The organism is Pseudomonas sp. Leaf15 (assembly GCF_001421425.1).
Taxonomy (GTDB): domain Bacteria; phylum Pseudomonadota; class Gammaproteobacteria; order Pseudomonadales; family Pseudomonadaceae; genus Aquipseudomonas; species Aquipseudomonas salomonii.
Genome location: NZ_LMKI01000004.1, coordinates 204861 through 220758, shown reverse-complemented (window position 1 = coordinate 220758; position 15898 = coordinate 204861). Strand labels below are relative to the sequence as shown.

Annotated in this window: 12 protein-coding genes and 2 pseudogenes; 10 read left to right on the top strand and 4 right to left on the bottom strand. The window is 61.5% G+C overall.

What is annotated here, in order from left to right; translation table 11 throughout:
* The first annotated feature begins 88 nt into the window (after window positions 1-88).
* The 3 genes from ASE80_RS05740 (at window position 89) to ASE80_RS05730 (ending at window position 4926) form a co-directional block, all read left to right on the top strand.
* Window positions 89-736, top strand: a complete 648-nt coding sequence (locus tag ASE80_RS05740; protein WP_056858055.1) for a response regulator transcription factor — start codon at window positions 89-91, stop codon at window positions 734-736.
* A gap of 6 nt (window positions 737-742) precedes the next feature.
* Window positions 743-4369 carry a transporter substrate-binding domain-containing protein gene (locus ASE80_RS05735; RefSeq protein WP_056858054.1) on the top strand — a complete coding sequence of 1209 codons (3627 nt, stop codon included), beginning with the start codon at window positions 743-745 and terminating at the stop codon, window positions 4367-4369.
* A gap of 134 nt (window positions 4370-4503) precedes the next feature.
* Window positions 4504-4926 (top strand): hypothetical protein, encoded by a 423-nt coding sequence (locus ASE80_RS05730; protein ID WP_056858053.1) that lies wholly within the window; start codon window positions 4504-4506, stop codon window positions 4924-4926.
* Here the strand turns inward: ASE80_RS05730 and dkgB are convergent.
* Complete coding sequence (gene dkgB, locus ASE80_RS05725; protein ID WP_056858052.1) at window positions 4923-5741, bottom strand: 2,5-didehydrogluconate reductase DkgB; 819 nt, start codon at window positions 5739-5741, stop codon at window positions 4923-4925. The two genes, ASE80_RS05730 and dkgB, sit on opposite strands and share 4 nt — an antisense overlap.
* Before the next feature lie 275 nt (window positions 5742-6016).
* On the opposite strand from dkgB, the gene ASE80_RS05720 reads away from it, so the two are divergent.
* Window positions 6017-6412 (top strand): carboxymuconolactone decarboxylase family protein, encoded by a 396-nt coding sequence (locus ASE80_RS05720; protein ID WP_056858051.1) that lies wholly within the window; start codon window positions 6017-6019, stop codon window positions 6410-6412.
* A 9-nt stretch (window positions 6413-6421) separates the two neighbouring features.
* Here ASE80_RS05720 and ASE80_RS05715 read toward each other — a convergent pair whose 3' ends face one another.
* The 3 genes and pseudogenes from ASE80_RS05715 to ASE80_RS05705 form a co-directional block, all read right to left on the bottom strand.
* Window positions 6422-7252, bottom strand: a complete 831-nt coding sequence (locus ASE80_RS05715; RefSeq protein WP_056858050.1) for a hypothetical protein — start codon at window positions 7250-7252, stop codon at window positions 6422-6424.
* Between the two features lie 310 nt (window positions 7253-7562).
* Window positions 7563-8141, bottom strand: coding sequence for a cupin domain-containing protein (locus ASE80_RS05710; protein ID WP_056858049.1), 579 nt, complete (start codon window positions 8139-8141; stop codon window positions 7563-7565).
* A gap of 8 nt (window positions 8142-8149) precedes the next feature.
* Window positions 8150-8854 (bottom strand): annotated as a pseudogene (locus tag ASE80_RS05705) (oxidoreductase); the annotation flags it as partial.
* A gap of 138 nt (window positions 8855-8992) precedes the next feature.
* Between ASE80_RS05705 and ASE80_RS29835 the strand changes: the two are divergent.
* The 6 genes and pseudogenes from ASE80_RS29835 to ASE80_RS05680 form a co-directional block, all read left to right on the top strand.
* Window positions 8993-9359, top strand: a pseudogene (locus ASE80_RS29835) (class II aldolase/adducin family protein); the annotation flags it as partial.
* A gap of 41 nt (window positions 9360-9400) precedes the next feature.
* Window positions 9401-10039, top strand: a complete 639-nt coding sequence (locus ASE80_RS05700; RefSeq protein WP_056858048.1) for a TetR family transcriptional regulator C-terminal domain-containing protein — start codon at window positions 9401-9403, stop codon at window positions 10037-10039.
* A gap of 150 nt (window positions 10040-10189) precedes the next feature.
* Window positions 10190-10981 carry an enoyl-CoA hydratase/isomerase family protein gene (locus ASE80_RS05695; RefSeq protein ID WP_056858047.1) on the top strand — a complete coding sequence of 264 codons (792 nt, stop codon included), beginning with the start codon at window positions 10190-10192 and terminating at the stop codon, window positions 10979-10981.
* 31 nt (window positions 10982-11012) lie between these two features.
* Window positions 11013-12173 (top strand): acyl-CoA dehydrogenase family protein, encoded by a 1161-nt coding sequence (locus ASE80_RS05690; protein WP_056858046.1) that lies wholly within the window; start codon window positions 11013-11015, stop codon window positions 12171-12173.
* An 18-nt stretch (window positions 12174-12191) separates the two neighbouring features.
* Window positions 12192-14300, top strand: a complete 2109-nt coding sequence (locus ASE80_RS05685) for an acetate--CoA ligase family protein (RefSeq protein ID WP_056858045.1) — start codon at window positions 12192-12194, stop codon at window positions 14298-14300.
* The gene (locus ASE80_RS05680) at window positions 14290-15897 is read left to right on the top strand and encodes a 5-guanidino-2-oxopentanoate decarboxylase (RefSeq protein WP_056858044.1); all 1608 of its coding nucleotides are present in this window, start codon (window positions 14290-14292) and stop codon (window positions 15895-15897) included. The genes ASE80_RS05685 and ASE80_RS05680 overlap by 11 nt, the downstream gene beginning before the upstream one ends.
* The last annotated feature ends 1 nt before the right edge of the window (window position 15898 follow it).

The following is a 15898-nucleotide window of genomic DNA, read 5'->3' as shown; positions in this document are numbered from 1 at the left end:
CAGTGCCACTGGTCGGCACTGTCATTTCTCACAGGTACCTGTGTCGCACGTGATGTGTAAGGGTACTTATTCTTCTCAGGGTAGTGATATGAGCAAAGCGTCAGTTAGTGGGAACAAAGTATTAATCGTGGACGACCATCCGTTTATACGGGCAACTGTCAGGTATTTGCTCAAGTGCGAAGGCTTCACTGACATTGAGGAAGCCGGCACGGGGGCGGACGCGCTTCAGAAGGTTAGAGAATGGTGCCCCGTCTTGATTATTCTCGACTTGGCCATTCCAAAACTGGGTGGGCTGGAGGTGATCGCCCGCGTCAAGGCGCTGGGGGCGCCCTGCAAGATCCTGGTATTGACGTCGTATCCGCCGGAGTTTTTTTCCACCCGGTGCATGCGTGCCGGCGCCATGGGGTTTGTCGCCAAGACCGGAGAGCTGGAAGAGCTGCAAAAAGCAATCAAGGCGGTGATGTCCAACTACAACTGTTTCCCCAGCCTGCCAAGCAGTTCGGTGCGCCGTGACGATTTGCAGGCCACCGAGCAAGAACTGGTGCATTCGCTTTCGGATCGCGAACTGGCCGTGTTGAGAATGTTGGCGTTGGGTTACACCAACAACAAGATTGCCCTGGATATGCTGCTGAGCCACAAGACCATCAGTACCTACAAGACCCGACTCAAGGAGAAGTTGCGGATGACGTCTGTGGTGCACATGGCCAAGTTTGCCCAGCGCAATCATCTGATCTGATTCGACATGATCCTGGCCCTGGTTCGACGGTTCATCCTGACGGTGTCGCTGAGCCTGCTGCCGCTGCTCGCTGTTGCCCTTGATGAGCCGCACACCTTGCGGTTGCTGGGGCATTCCAGCCTCGACGGGCATGACGCGCCCGTGGTACTGGGGGACGCTGACTGGCACTGGCTGCGTGAGCGGCGCACCCTGTGGATGGGGGTTTCCGCGCCCGATTACGGGCCTTTCGAACTGACCAACAACAACGATGAACTGGAAGGTATCACCGCCGACTATGCCCAGTTGCTTGCCCAGGCACTCAACGTCAGCGTTGAAGTGCGCCGCTATGACACGCGGGATGAGGTGATCGAGGCGCTCAAGCAGGGCTCCATCGACTTCCTGGGTTCGGCCAACGGGTTTGAGGCGGGGGACCCGCAACTCGTCCTGTCGCGCTCCTATGCCAATGATCAGCCCGTCCTGGTCACCCGTACCGGAGACACCCAGTCCCTGAGTGTCGACCTGGCCGGCAAGCGTGTGGCGATGCTTTATCACTACATGCCGCCCGATGTGGTCGAGGCGTTTTACCCCAAGGCCCATGTGGAGCTGTTTGCGTCGGTCTTCGAAGCCATCGGCGCCGTGGCCTTTGGCCGCGCCGATGTCTACCTCGGAGATGCCATCACTGCGCACTACCAGATCAACCGCAACCACCTCAACAATGTGCAACTGGCGGACTTTTCTACCTTGGAGTCCAACGCCTTTGCGTTTGCGGTGAGCCGGGACAATATCCGCCTGCTGCGCATTATCAACAGCGCGCTGAGGTCGATCCCGACCAACCAGCAGATGGATATCGTGCGACGTTGGAGTGCTGGCAATCTTGGTGTCCTGGGGGCTGAGCGACTGCACCTGAGTACCCGCGAGCAACGCTGGCTGGAAAAGCACCCACGGGTGAGGGTGGTGGCCTCCGACCAGATGCTGCCGTTGGCATCCTTCACGGCACAAGGGCAATCAGAGGGCTTGAGTGCAGACGTTCTATCCCGGATCAGCCTGCGCACCGGCTTGAAGTTCGATGTGGTCCCGGGCGGCGCGATGCCCCAGCAAATCGAGGCGGTTCGTTCGGGCCGGGCGGACATGATGGCGGTGGTCACGCCCAGCATCGAAGGTTCTGACCAGGTGCGCTTTACCCGGCCCTATTTGACCAATCCGCTGGTGCTGGTCACCCGCACCGACACGCCTGGCACCATGACCCTGGAGAATATGCTGGGTAAACGCCTGGCAATCCCCAGCGGCAATGCGCTGCGTGAAGTCATCAATCGCGACTATCCCGGTATCCAGTTTGTGGAGGCGAAGAACCCTAAGGATGCCATGGCCCTGGTGGCCAGCGGCAGTGCCGAGGGCGCCGTCAGTTCGCTGATCTATGCGCGTTACCTGATCGCCTTTGAGTACCGCGACCGCTTGCACGTCACCAGCACCGTCGGCTCTGAACCCGTGCGCATGACGTTCGGGGTCAACCGGGGTCAGCTGGAGCTGTACTCGATACTGGACAAGGCGTTGCTGAGCATCCCGCCCCAGGAAATGGATGAACTGATCAGCCAATGGCGCACCGATGTGATCATCGAAGACCATTGGCTGCGCCACCGCAGCACGATTATCCAAGGGTTCGGCCTGGCGGCGGTATTGCTGCTGATCACCCTGGGGTGGGCGATTTACCTGCGCAGCCTGATACGCAAGCGCGCTCAGGCCGAACGGGCGTTGAGCGACCAGATGCGCTTTATGGGCGTGCTGATTGACGGTACGCCTCACCCCATCTACGTGCGTGATCGCCAGGGCCGGCTGATGGCGTGCAACAGCGCTTACCTGGATGTGTTTGGCTTCAAGCTTGAAGCGGTGATCGGCAAGACAGTGATCGAAACCGACACCGGCAACCCGCCGCAGGCCCAGTCATTCCATGAGGACTATCTGCGCTTGATGGAGCGGGGCGAGCCGCAGATTCATGATCGGGTGCTCAGGTTGCCTGCGGGCAAGGTGTTGACCATTTACCACTGGATGCTGCCGTACCGTGATGGCGACGAAAATGTCGTGGGCATGATTGCCGGCTGGGTCGATGTGAGCGAGCGCCAGCGCTTGCTGGGCCAGTTGCAGGAGGCCAAGGAGGACGCTGACGCCGCCAACCGTGCCAAGACCACGTTCCTGGCGACCATGAGCCACGAAATCCGAACCCCCATGAATGCGGTGATCGGCATGATTGAGCTGGCGCTGGCCAACGCCGAACAAGGGCGCGCCGACCGCGATGCCCTGGAAGTGGCCTCGGTGGCCTCCCATGGCATGCTGGAGCTGATCGGCGACATTCTGGATATTGCCCGAATCGAATCCGGCCATCTGTCTTTGGCCCTTGAACCGGCCAACCTGCATGAACTGTTGACGTCGGTGGCACGGGTATTTGAAGGGTTGGCGCGCGCGAAGGGCCTGGCGCTGCACGTCGAGCTTGACCCGCAAATGGATCGCGCGGTGTTGATCGACCCGTTGCGATTCAAGCAGGTGGTGTCCAACCTGCTGAGCAATGCCATCAAGTTTACCGACCAGGGCCGGGTGCGCTTGGGCGGGCGCTGCGGGTTGGCATCGGACCCCGGCCAATTGGACCTCACCTTGTGGGTAGAAGACACCGGCATAGGCATCAGTGCCGAGGATCAGCAGCGGCTGTTCAACCCGTTTATCCAGGGCAGCAACACCGAGCAATCGGCGCGCAGCGGCTCGGGCCTGGGGTTGGTGATCAGCCGCACGCTGTGCGAAATGATGGCGGGCAAGCTGCAGTTGAGCAGTACGTTGGGGCAGGGGACGCGGGTGGACGTGGCACTCACATTGGCTACCACCGCGGCAATAACACATGAGGTTTCGGCAACGCCGGCACCCACCCGGCCCGTGCGTGTGTTGGACATTCTGGTGGTGGATGACTACCCGGCCAATCGCCTGCTGCTGGCCCGGCAGCTGAGCTTTCTGGGGCACCGCATCAGCACTGCCGAAGACGGCGTCCAGGGCTTGGAGCGCTGGCAAACCCAGCGGCCCGATGTGGTGATCACCGATTGCAACATGCCCCTCAAGGATGGCTATGCCTTGGCGCGTGAAATCCGTGCGCAAGAGCATGAGCAAGGCTTGCACGCCTGCCTGCTGCTGGGGTTTACCGCCAATGCCCAGCCCGAAGAAACCGAGCGCTGCCGGCAGGCGGGCATGGATGGTTGCCTGTTCAAGCCTGCCGGGCTTGAGGACTTGCGCTCGGCGCTGAGCGCCTATGCGCTCGGGCCTGAGTCACCCGATGTTGAGCCGGCGTTTGATTTGAAGGCTTTGACCGTGGTGACAGGGGACGATAGCGCCGCGCTCAAGGAGCTTTTGAGCGCCTTGCTCGACAGCCTGAAGGTGGACCGTGCGATATTGGCGTTGCCGCTACGCCAGCACAGTTTTGGCGAGCTGCACGAACTTGCGCATCGCGTAAAAGGAGGGGCGCGAATGGTCAAGGCTGAGACGTTGATCGCCTGTTGCGAAACATTGGAGGCGGTGTGTGAGCGGCACAAGCGCAGTGAATTGGGTGCGGCGGTTAAAGCGATAGACGCGGCGATTGCTGATTTGCACCAGCGCATGGATGCTTATTGCAAGCAGCTCTGACCGCCGTTGAGGGGCATTCGGTAGATTTGGGAGAACTCCTACATGAAGGGGGAATATGCCTGATTTTGTCTTCGGTATATGTCTGGAAAATGGGTGACGCTCACTGACGAGCGCTGCCAGCCCAGGGGTTCGCCATGCCGAACAAAGCACTGACCATCCTGATTGCCGATGAACAACACCTGCAACGACTGTATATCGAAAAAATGCTCAATCAATTGGGTTACCACCGGATTGTGCCGGTGCAGACCTACCAGGAAGTCCAGATACTCACCGCGATCCCGGCCGAACCCTTCGACGTGTTGATCATTAATGCGGGGCTGGCGCAGCAGGCTTGCGGGCCGCAGCCGCAGGTGCGGCATGTGCTGCTCTATGACCATCAGGACCTGGGCAGGTCGACGGGTACAAAGTCTGCCGTGCTGGTGCGGTTGCCGGGTGTGCCGGACAACGTCAATCTTGAACACTTCATGGACATCATCGACCCACCCGAGGCCACCACGGGCCTGCGGGTGTTGCCATGGCTGCGGGAGTTATCGCGCAAACCGCTGGCCGGGGTTTAGTCCCACTTCGGCGCAATGCCCTTGGGGCTGGTCAAACGGTGGCCACGCTCCAGGGTTGCAATCTGCGCCATGTCGGCTGCGCTCAAGGTCAGGTGCAGGGCCTTGAGATTGCTTTGCAGGTTGACGCGTTTGGTCGACGACGGGATCACCGCGTAACCCAATTGCATGGCCCAGGCCAGCGTGACCTGCGCCGGTGTGGCTTGATGGCGCTCGGCGATCTGCTGGATCACCGGGTCTTTGAGCACTTCGCCGTAGGCCAGGGTCATGTACGAAGTGATCTGGATACCCTGGGCGGTGGCGAAATCCACAACCTTCCGGTTTTGCAGGTAGGGGTGCAGCTCGATCTGGTTGGTGGCGATGTTCTCGGCACCCACCGCAGCGATTGCCTGCTTCATCAGGTCAATGGTGAAGTTGGAAATGCCGATCTGGCGGGTCAGGCCCAGGCGCTTGGCTTCCAGCAACTGGCCCATGAATTCGGCGACCGGCACCTGGTTTTCCGGTGATGGCCAATGGATCAGCGTCAGGTCGAGATAATCGGTTTTGAGTTTGCGCAGGCTTTCGCGCAGGCTCGCAATCAACTGGCCTTCGGCGAAATTGGCGATCCAGATCTTGCTGGTGATAAACAGTTCATCACGCGCTACGCCGCTGTCGGCAATGGCTTGGCCGACATCGGCTTCGTTCTCGTAGATCTGTGCGGTGTCGATGACGCGGTAGCCCAGTTCCAGGCCGGTGCTCACAGAATCGATCACCACCTGGCCTTGCAGGCGGAAGGTGCCGAGGCCGAAGGCGGGGACGTTTGGGGTTGGGGTAGACATCAGTAACTCCAGAAGAGGTGTGAACAATGGAGTCTAGTATCCGCCCGTCGTTCACTCGGAAAAACCGCCCATTGCGAAAAGGACTCTTAACCACAAATCACGAATACCCATGGCCCTGCTGTGGCGAGGGGGCGGAGCCTTGCACGCTCGTTCACTGCAGCATGGGTTCCCATGACCGTTGGTCAACTTTGTTACCCGACGCTGATCGGCTTCACTTGCCAGCAATGGGTGCGGCGCGGTATTCCAGAATGCTCTATGCCAGCCTTGGAAAGACCATGACCCAACACCTCACCGAATACGCCGATGCCAGCCCTGAAGTGCGCGCGGTCTACGACGACATCATGCAAACACGCAAGGTCGACCAGGTGAACAACTTCTGGAAATGCCTGGCTGCCCACCCGCCGACATTGCGCCGCACCTGGGATAGCCTCAAGGAAATCATGGCTCCGGGAGCACTCGACCCGCTGACCAAGGAGTTGCTGTATGTGGCGGTCAGCGTGACCAACAATTGCCCGTATTGCATCGCCTCCCACACCGCCGCGGCACGCAAGGCCGGCATGACCGACGAGATGTTTGGCGAGTTGCAGGCCGTGGTCGGCATGGCCAACGAGACCAACCGCCTGGCGACCGGCTACCGTGTGCCGGTGGACGATATGTTCAAGTGGCCGTGATACCCAGCCTCATGCGCAGATGCGCGAGGCTTCTACCGGGCGGCGCGCAGGGCGGTGGAGATGGAACTGCCCCTGCTGCGCCTTACGGCTTCTGCGGGACTGGGAACGGGTCCATGTGGTGAAGTCAAAGCGAGTGGCCGACACGACGTTTTCCTGAACCAGCAGTATCGGCCTGGGGCGGTTTGTAGGGGAATAGTGAGCGTGGAGCGTGACCTCCAATGTGTCCTTGTCCCGGTAACCACTGAGTATGGGCACCAGGCTGAACCCCTGGCCAACGCCCTCGGACTCCGTGGGGGTGCCTGCGAACAATACAATCCCGACGTAGACCTTCCTGTCGCTCAAACTGAACATGCACGGCACGCACTTGACGATGGATTCTCTCAATAAAAGCTTGAATGGCGTGCCCTCAAGAATACCCAGCGAAAGCACGTGGTAGAGCTGCGTGTCGGTTTCCAGCTTCAGCATTCTCCTCTTCATGCGTACATAAAGCCTTGCCCAGAAAAAGGGAATCGCCAGAGCGGTCATACCCGCCTGCAACATGAAAACCCAAAGCGTGCAGTTTTTCTCATTGGCAATGTCGAGTTGTACTAACAGCGTACCCAGTTTTTGGCTGTAGTCCGCGGCAACTTCATGCCCTGCGATAAAGGCCGTTTGTTTTGACAACGTCAGCAGGGCAGCACTTAAAAACGTGGCAGCGATCAGGCAGAGCATTCCGAGCCTGGCTACCTGCAGGTAAAGCAGTTGTCCCTGGAAACGGTGCAGGCGCAAGTAGAAAAACGGGTGCCTGAGGCAGACCAGATAGCCACTGACCAGTAACGGCACAATGATCAGCAGGCCCATGAATGATCGGACTCCATTTTTTGTACTTGGCGCACAGCATCCTTGTAACCCTCTGACGCAATAACCTCATCGATGTCCAGGCCGATGCCTCCACGTACGAGCTTCCAGGTTTTACGGGATTTGACATCCCTTACTCGATCCCAATCATCCTGAGTCGGTTTCCCAAACAACAAATGCAATAAAGACATGGCGACAACCTCGAAAAGAAGTAGCCATTTTTATAGCAAGCGAGAGGGCGCCTCACCACTGATGGCAAGCCGCGCCACTGTCGTCGGTTCCCGTAGGAAACGTCTGCATTTGCGCAGGCGGCCTAAAATGTCGGGGGGGTAATCACCCAGATCACCACTGTATTCACCTTGCCCGGGTTGCCATACCGGTGCGGCTCGCTGCTGGCAAAGCTGAAGCTGTCGCCTGCTGCCAGCCGGAAATGCCGTTCACCAACCCACAGCTCAAACGTGCCGCTCAACACATAGCCTGCTTCTTCGCCTTCATGGCTGTAGCTTTGCTGGCTGTAGGCGCCGGGTGGAAAGCATGCGTGCAGCATCTCCAGTTGGTGGTTGGGCAACGGCGTCAGCAATTGGTCGACGATGCCATCTTCATAACGGATGCTTTGACGATTGTTCTTGCGTACTACATAGCCTTCATCCGCTGGGGCAGGGGCGGCCTCGCTGGCAAAAAACCACTGGATAGTCACGCCCAGGCTGCGGGCGATATTGAACAGCGCCGGGATCGATGGGTACGCCAGGTTGCGCTCCAACTGGCTGAGATAGCCGGCGGTCAGTTCACTCAGTTGCGCCAGTTCGGTCAGCGTCAGGCCGCGCGCCTTGCGCAGGCCGCGAATGCGGGTGCCGAGAAACAGTGGCTGCGGTTCGTCGTTCAGAGTTTCCACGCTACCTTGAGTCCTTCGCTGTCGCGCTCATCGGCTGAAATGCGCAGGCCGATGATGAACTGCGCGTCGGTCGCGGCCCGCACGGCGGCAATAATTTCCCGCAGGAACCTCAGGCGCTGTTCAAGCACGCCGTTGTAGCCATCGGTGCGCCGGTTAACCCGCGGGTTAAGAAACTGCGCGGGCAGGTAGCCGTGGCTGGCGACCACTTCCACGCCGTCAATTCCCGCCTGATGCAAGCGCCTGGCCGCCGCTGCGTAACCGCTGACGATCTCGTCGATCATCGCCTGGTCACGTGCCCGTGGCATCACCCGAAACCGTTCATTGGGCACTCCCGACGCCGAGTACGCTACTGCCAGCAACCCGTCTGCCGACTCCATGATCTCGCGGCCCGGATGGAAGATTTGCGACAGCACCACGGTGCCCTGAGCATGGCAAATATCGGCCAGCTCGCGATAGCCGTCGATGCATGCGTCGTCGGTGGCCATCAGCACATGGGAGGTGTACCGCGCACTGGCATGCACGCCCGCCACCTGCAGCACAATCAGCCCCACACCACCTTCGGCGCGCGCACGGTGATAGGCGATCAACTGCGCATTGACCCGGTTATCCGTCGGCATCGAAGTGTCATGCCCGCTGGACATGATGCGGTTCTTCAGGCGTTTGCCGCGCAGTACCAAGGGTTCGAACAGGTGCGCGAAGGCAGGTGGCGACATGGTGCGGATACTCCAGGCGCTGTTATTGTTATTTTTCCAGTAAGAGGCGAGCGCCAGTAAAAAATCAACTTGTTTTTTTACTGGAGGCTGGATTAGCGTCGCCTTCCCCCACCCCGTGCCTGGAGAATAAAAATGACTCACTCCACCGAGCAGCACCTGCGCGAAGATGCCCAGTGCGTGCTGCATACCCACACCCGTGCCGGCTGCGTGGTGGCGGCGCTGGAGTGCGGTTTGTTGCCGGTCAATCAGATCTCGATGGAGTTCTACGGCAAGGTGGCTTACCACGACTAACCTGGACAAGGCCTGCGATATTCAGATCGCCGCCCAGGCCTGCGGCAAGCTGGTCCTGCCGTCGGCTGAGGTCTGCGCTTACACCGAGCAGCAATTCAATCACCCCAACCGAGCGTTGGAGGCGGGCGAGCTGACCGATGTGAATGCCATGCAACTGGCATGGGCGGCGTTGCTGCGGAGGCTGGATCGGGTGTCGCCCGGTTACCGCGACTGAGGTAGAGTCGTGCAGCCGACTCAACCGAAGGACACCGCCCCATGACCCAGGAATCGCGTTTCTCCCGCATGGAGCCGCAATTGCGCAAGGCCAACCTGGTCCAGGCGACGCTGACGTGCCTCAAGCGTGACGGTTTCCAGGGCGCTTCGATCCGCAAGATCAGCGCCGAGGCCGGGGTGTCGGTCGGGCTGATCAGCCATCACTATTCGGGCAAGGATGAGCTGGTGGCCGAGGCCTATCGCACCATCACCGCCCAAGTCATGAGCCTGTTGCGCGAGACCATGGCCAAGGCGCCGCCGCAGCCGCGCGAGCGTTTGTCGGCGCTGTTTCGTGGCTCCTTTTCGGCTGAGCTGCTAGATCCGCAATTGCTGGATGCCTGGCTGGTGTTCTGGGGCGCGGTCAAGACCGCGCCGGCCATCAACCAGGCCCACGAGCATTCCTACGGCGAGTACCGCACCATCATGCGATCGGCGTTGGCGGACATGGCCAACGAGGAAGGCTGGGAGCAATTCGATGCTGATTTGGCCGCCATCGGCTTGAGCGCGTTGCTCGATGGGTTGTGGCTGGAGTCGGGGCTCAACCCCGGCACATTCACGCCGCAGCAGGGCATCCAGATCTGCGAAGCCTGGGTCGACGGCCTGCAAGGCGGTGGTCGCGCGCGCTACCAGCTCAAAGCCTGAACCTTCCTTTCAGCGCCTGAACGCTCTTTTCGAGCGTTTTTTTTCGGCCTGAAAATATTTGCAGTTTGCCGATTGCCTCCTTGCTGAACACTCGTTTAGTATCTCGCCATGTCGCACCCCTCACGCCAATTAAAATAATTCGAGGAAGCCATGACTACCGATTCGCCCGTGCTCACGCTGGTGCAAGCAGGCGTTGCCTGGATCACGCTCAACCGTGGCCCGCAGCGCAATGCACTCGACATCCCAACGCTTAAGCACCTGCATGCCATGCTCGAAGCGTTCAACACCGACCCCAGTGTGCGCGTGGTGGTGCTTACCGGCAGCGGCCGCAGTTTTTGCGCTGGTGCCGACCTGACTGAGTGGGCCGACGCCGAGTCCCGTGGCGCCCTGGAAACCTACGGCTGGACCGAAACCGCTCACGCCCTGATGACCCGCCTGCATACCCTCGACAAACCTACGATTGCTGCGATCAACGGCACCGCCGTCGGCGCCGGCATGGACCTGACCCTGTGCTGCGACCTGCGTATCGCCGCCCAATCGGCGCGCTTCAAGGCCGGCTACACCCGCATGGCGTATTCGCCGGACGCTGGCGCCAGCTGGCACTTGCCACGCCTGATCGGCAGCGAGCAAGCCAAGCGCCTGCTGTTCCTTGATGAGCTGTGGAGCGCCGAGCGCGCACTGGCTGCCGGGCTGGTGGGCGAAGTGGTCGCCGATGAGCATCTGCACGCTCACACGGGCGAGCTGGCCACGCGCCTGGCCAACGGCCCGACCTTCGCCTTCGCCCAGACCAAAACCCTGATCCGCGAAGGCGCCGGGCGCAGCCTGCCTGAACAGCTTGAGGCCGAACTGGCCGCCGGACTGTTGTGCGGGCGCAGCGGCGACGGCGCCGAGGCGCTGCGTGCCTCGATGGAAAAACGCCTGCCGGTTTTCTCCGGTCGCTAAGCCCACACAGGAAGCCCACACAGGTAGCGCCATGAATTTCCAACTCAGCCAAGAACAAGACATGTTGGTGGACGCGGTACGCAGCTTTGTTGCCAGGGAATTGCTGCCCCATGAGGACGCGGTGGACCGCGCCGACGCGGTGTCGCCCGAGCTGGCCGCGCAGATTCGCGACAAGGCTGTCGCGGCCGGTTTCTATGCGTTCAACATGCCCGAAGAGGTGGGCGGTGGCGGCCTGGATTACCTGTCCCAGGCGTTGATCGAACGCGAGCTGTCCAAGGTCTCGTGGGCGCTGCATGTGTTTGTCGCGCGCCCGTCGAAGATCCTGATGGCCTGTACCGGCGCGCAGGTCGAGGACTACCTGTTGCCGTGCGTGCAAGGCAAAAAAATCGACTGCTTTGCGCTGACCGAACCCGGCGCCGGCTCCGACGCCAACGCGATCAAGACCCGCGCCGTGCGCAGCGGCGATGACTTTGTGATCAACGGCAGCAAGCACTTCATCAGCCACGCCGGCCACGCCGATTTTGCCATCGTGTTTGCCGTGACCGACACCTACGAACACAACGGCCGCCAGCGCAATGCGGTGACGTCATTCCTGGTCGATCGCGATACGCCCGGCATGACCATCCGTCGTGGCCCCAAGTGTGTGAGTAACCGCGGTTATCACACCTATGAAATGTTCTTCGACGACTGCCGTGTGCCCGCCTCCAAAGTGCTCGGCGAAGTCGGCAAGGGTTGGGACGTGGCCAACGCCTGGCTCACCGCCGGCCGGGTGATGGTGGCTGCCAACTGCGTCGGCCAGGCCCAGCGTGCGCTTGACGTGTCGCTGCAATGGGCGGCGGACCGCAAGCAGTTCGGCCAGCCCATCGGCACCTACCAGGGCGTGAGTTTCAAGCTGGCCGACATGGCCACGCAGATTCGCGCCGCCGAGCTTCTGACCCTGCACACCGCCTGGAAGATGGACCAGGGCAGCATGACCGATGGCGAGGCCGGCATGGCCAAGCTGTTTGCCAGTGAGACCCTGGGCAAGGTGGCCGATGAAGCCGTGCAGATTTTCGGCGGTATGGGCTTGATGGACGAAGGGCCGGTGGAGCGCATCTGGCGTAACGCGCGGATCGAACGGATCTGGGAAGGCACGTCGGAAATCCAGCGGCACATTATTGCCCGTGAACTGTTGCGGCCGTTGTTGCGCTGATCGGCGCGGAGAATGCTTATGTCCCAGGCTATTGGCGACAACCTCAAGCGCCTGCTGGCGCCCCGGCACCTGGCTTTTGTCGGCGGGCGCAGCATGGCCCGCGCCCTTAAGCGCTGCGCGGACGGCGGTTTTACCGGGCAAATGTGGCTGGTCAACCCGCAGCATGACAGCCTCGACGGCATCCCGTGTGTACGTCGGGTTGCCGATTTGCCTTGCGGCCCGGATGCGGTGTTTATCGCGACTAACCGTGAGCTGACCTTGGCCTGTGTGGCCGAACTCGCCGCCATCGGCACCGGCGGCGCCATTTGCTACGCCTCCGGGTTTGCCGAAACGGGCGTCAGTGGTGCGGCCTTGCAACAGCAGCTTGTTTCAGCGGCGGGTGACATGGCCTTGCTCGGCCCCAACTGCTACGGCCTGCTGGACTACTTGCACAGCGCCGCGCTGTGGCCGGTGGCCCACGGCGGCAAGGCGGTAGAGAAGGGCGTGGCGGTGCTCACCCAAAGCGGCAACTTCGCCTACAACCTGTCGATGAGCGACCGCTCGCTACCCATTGCCTATATGGCGTCGGTAGGCAACCAGGCACAGTTGGGGGTTGCCGAGTTGATGGACGTGCTGCTTGATGAGCCGCGCGTGACCGCCATCGGCCTGCACCTGGAAGGCTTGAAGAATGTGCCGGGGTTTGCCCGTGCGGCGCACAAGGCGCTGGAAAAAGGCATCCCGATTATCGCGCTGAAAACCGGCGTGTCGCAGATCGGCGCCGAGTTGGCCTTGAGTCACACCAGTTCACTGTCCGGTTCCGATGCGCTGTACGACAGCCTGTTTGCGCGGCTTGGCGTGATCCGCGTGAGCGGGCCGGTGAGTTTTGTCGAAACCTTGAAGGCCGCGGCCTGCGGCAATCTGCCGGCCGGTAATTGCCTGATCGCACTGGCCTGTTCCGGTGGCGACGCCGGGCTGATTGCCGACTACGCCGAGCGCAACCAACTGGCCTTGCCGACACTCGACGCAGGCCAGTGCGCCGAGCTGGCGCAGGTGCTGCCCAGCTACGCCAACCTGGTCAACCCATTGGACTTTACCACCGCCATCTGGGGCGATCGCGAGGCGCTCGAACGCATGCTCGAAACGGCCCTGCGCACCGACGCCGATGCGGCGATGCTGGTGCTGGATTACCCGGCCGAATTCACCGGCGAGCGCAAGGAATGCGACCTGTTGCTGGAGTTGTTTTGCGCCGCGCTCAACCGCCATGGCAAAACCGGTTTTGTCACCTCGGCCTTTCCCGAATTACTGCCGGCCCATGCTCGCGAACGCCTGCATGCCCACGGCATTGCCGCGCTGCAAGGCGTGGAAGATGCACTGGCTGCCTGGGGGCGGATTGCCGACTATCAAAACCATCGTCGTGTGTTGCTGGAACGCGGCGAATCGATCCTTGCGCCGCTGTGCCCGCAGCCGCTTGCGGGCCCTGGCCTGGCGCTGGATGAGTGGGCGTCCAAACAGGCCTTGCGCGCCTTTGGTTTGAGCACGCCTGCGGCGGTGCTGAGCACCCCAGGGCGCGCCATCGCCGACGCCAAACTGTTGGGTTACCCGTTGGTGCTCAAGGCCGTCAGCACCGACCTGCCGCACAAAACCGAAGCCGGGGCTGTCGCGCTCAACCTGCAGGATGGGTTCGCCCTGACCGCCGCGCTTGTGCAAATGCGCGGGCAGATTGCCGCCTATGCGCCGGGCGTGGTCTTCGACCAACTGCTGCTGGAGGCCATGGCTACCAAGCCTTTGGCCGAGTTGATCGTGGGCATCAAGCGGGAAAATAACTTTGGCCTGGCCCTGGTGATTGGCGCTGGCGGGATCCTCGTGGAGTTGCTCAAAGACAGCCGCAGCCTGCTGCTGCCGACCACCGATGAGGCGATTCGCAACGCCGTGCTCAGCCTGCGCAGCGCGGCCTTGCTGCAAGGTTTTCGCGGGCGTGAAGTGGTGGATATGGATGCGTTGGTGGCGGCCATTCGCGCGGTGGCCGACTACGCCTGCGCCAACGCCGGGCAGTTGCTGGAGCTGGATGTGAACCCATTGTTGGTCAATGCCCACGGCACGCTCGCGGTGGATGCGTTGATTCGCCTAGGAGATGAACATGCAAGATAAGACCCTGACCGGCGGCCAGGCCTTGGTGCGGTTGGTGGCCAACTATGGCGTCGACACCGTGTTCGGCATTCCCGGCGTACACACGCTTGAGTTGTATCGCGGCTTGCCCGGCAGCGGCATTCGCCACGTGCTGACGCGCCACGAGCAGGGCGCCGGTTTTATGGCCGACGGCTATGCGCGGGTCAGCGGCAAACCGGGGGTGTGTTTTGTGATCACCGGGCCCGGCGTGACCAATGCCGCTACAGCGATTGGCCAGGCCTACGCCGATTCGATCCCGATGCTGGTGATCTCCAGCGTAAATCACACCGCCAGCCTCGGCAAAGGCTGGGGCAGCCTGCACGAAACCCAGGACCAGCGCGCCATCACCGCGCCGATCACCGCGTTTTCGGCGCTGGCCTTGAGTGCCGAGGATTTGCCCGAATTGATCGCCCGCGCCTATGCGGTGTTCGACAGCGAGCGCCCACGGCCGGTGCATATTTCGGTGCCGCTGGATGTGCTGGCAGCGCCGATCAAGCGCGACTGGAGCCATGAAGTCGTGCGGCGTCCGGGGCGCGGACTGCCATCGGCCGACGCGCTGGAGCAGGCGGTGGCCAAGCTCGCGGCGGCCAAGCGCCCCATGATCATTGCCGGTGGCGGCGCGCTGGCGGCGGGTGAGGCCTTGCAGCGCTTGAGCACGTTGTTGGCGGCGCCGTTTTTCTGCAGTGTGGCCGGCAAGGGTTTACTGCCGGTGAATGACCCGCTGAATGCCGGTGCCACCCTGTGTGTGGAACCCGGTTGGCAGCTGATCAGCCAGGCGGATGTGGTGCTGGCCGTGGGCACGGAAATGGCCGACACCGATTACTGGCGCGAACGCTTGCCCATCAGCGGCGAACTGCTGCGCATCGATCTCGACCCGAGCAAGTTCAACGATTTCTACCCCTGCGCCGTGGCGCTCAAAGGCGATGCCCAACAGACCTTGCTGGCCTTGCTCGAATGTCTGCCGCCGGCACCGCGAAATACCGATGCGGCACGCCACCAGGTCGCGAGATTACTTGAGGCGGTGGAGTTGGGGCACGGCCCTTTGCAGGCCATTCACCAGGCCATTCTTGACCGCATCGAGGCCGAGCTGCCCGCTAACGCCTTTATCAGCAGCGACATGACCCAGTTGGCCTACACCGGCAACTACGCCTACCGCAGCCGCGCCCCGCGCAGTTGGCTGCACCCCACTGGCTACGGCACCTTGGGCTATGGCTTGCCCGCTGGCATTGGCGCCAAGTTCGGCGCGCCGCTGCGTCCGGGCCTGGTGCTGGTGGGCGATGGCGGCTTTCTCTACACCGCCCAGGAACTCGCCACGGCTGTCGAGGAGTTGCACAGCCCGCTGGTGGTGCTGCTGTGGAACAACGACGCCCTAGGTCAGATCCGCGACGACATGCTCCACCTGGATATCGAGCCCATCGGCGTGCTGCCGCGCAACCCGGATTTTGCGTTGTTTGCCCAGGCGTTCGGCTGCACCGTGAACCAACCCAAGAACCTGGATGAGTTGCAGACGGACTTGCGCAACGGTTTCAAACGCAATGGCGTGACCCTGATCGAGCTCAAACATGCCTGTGCCTGTTGAC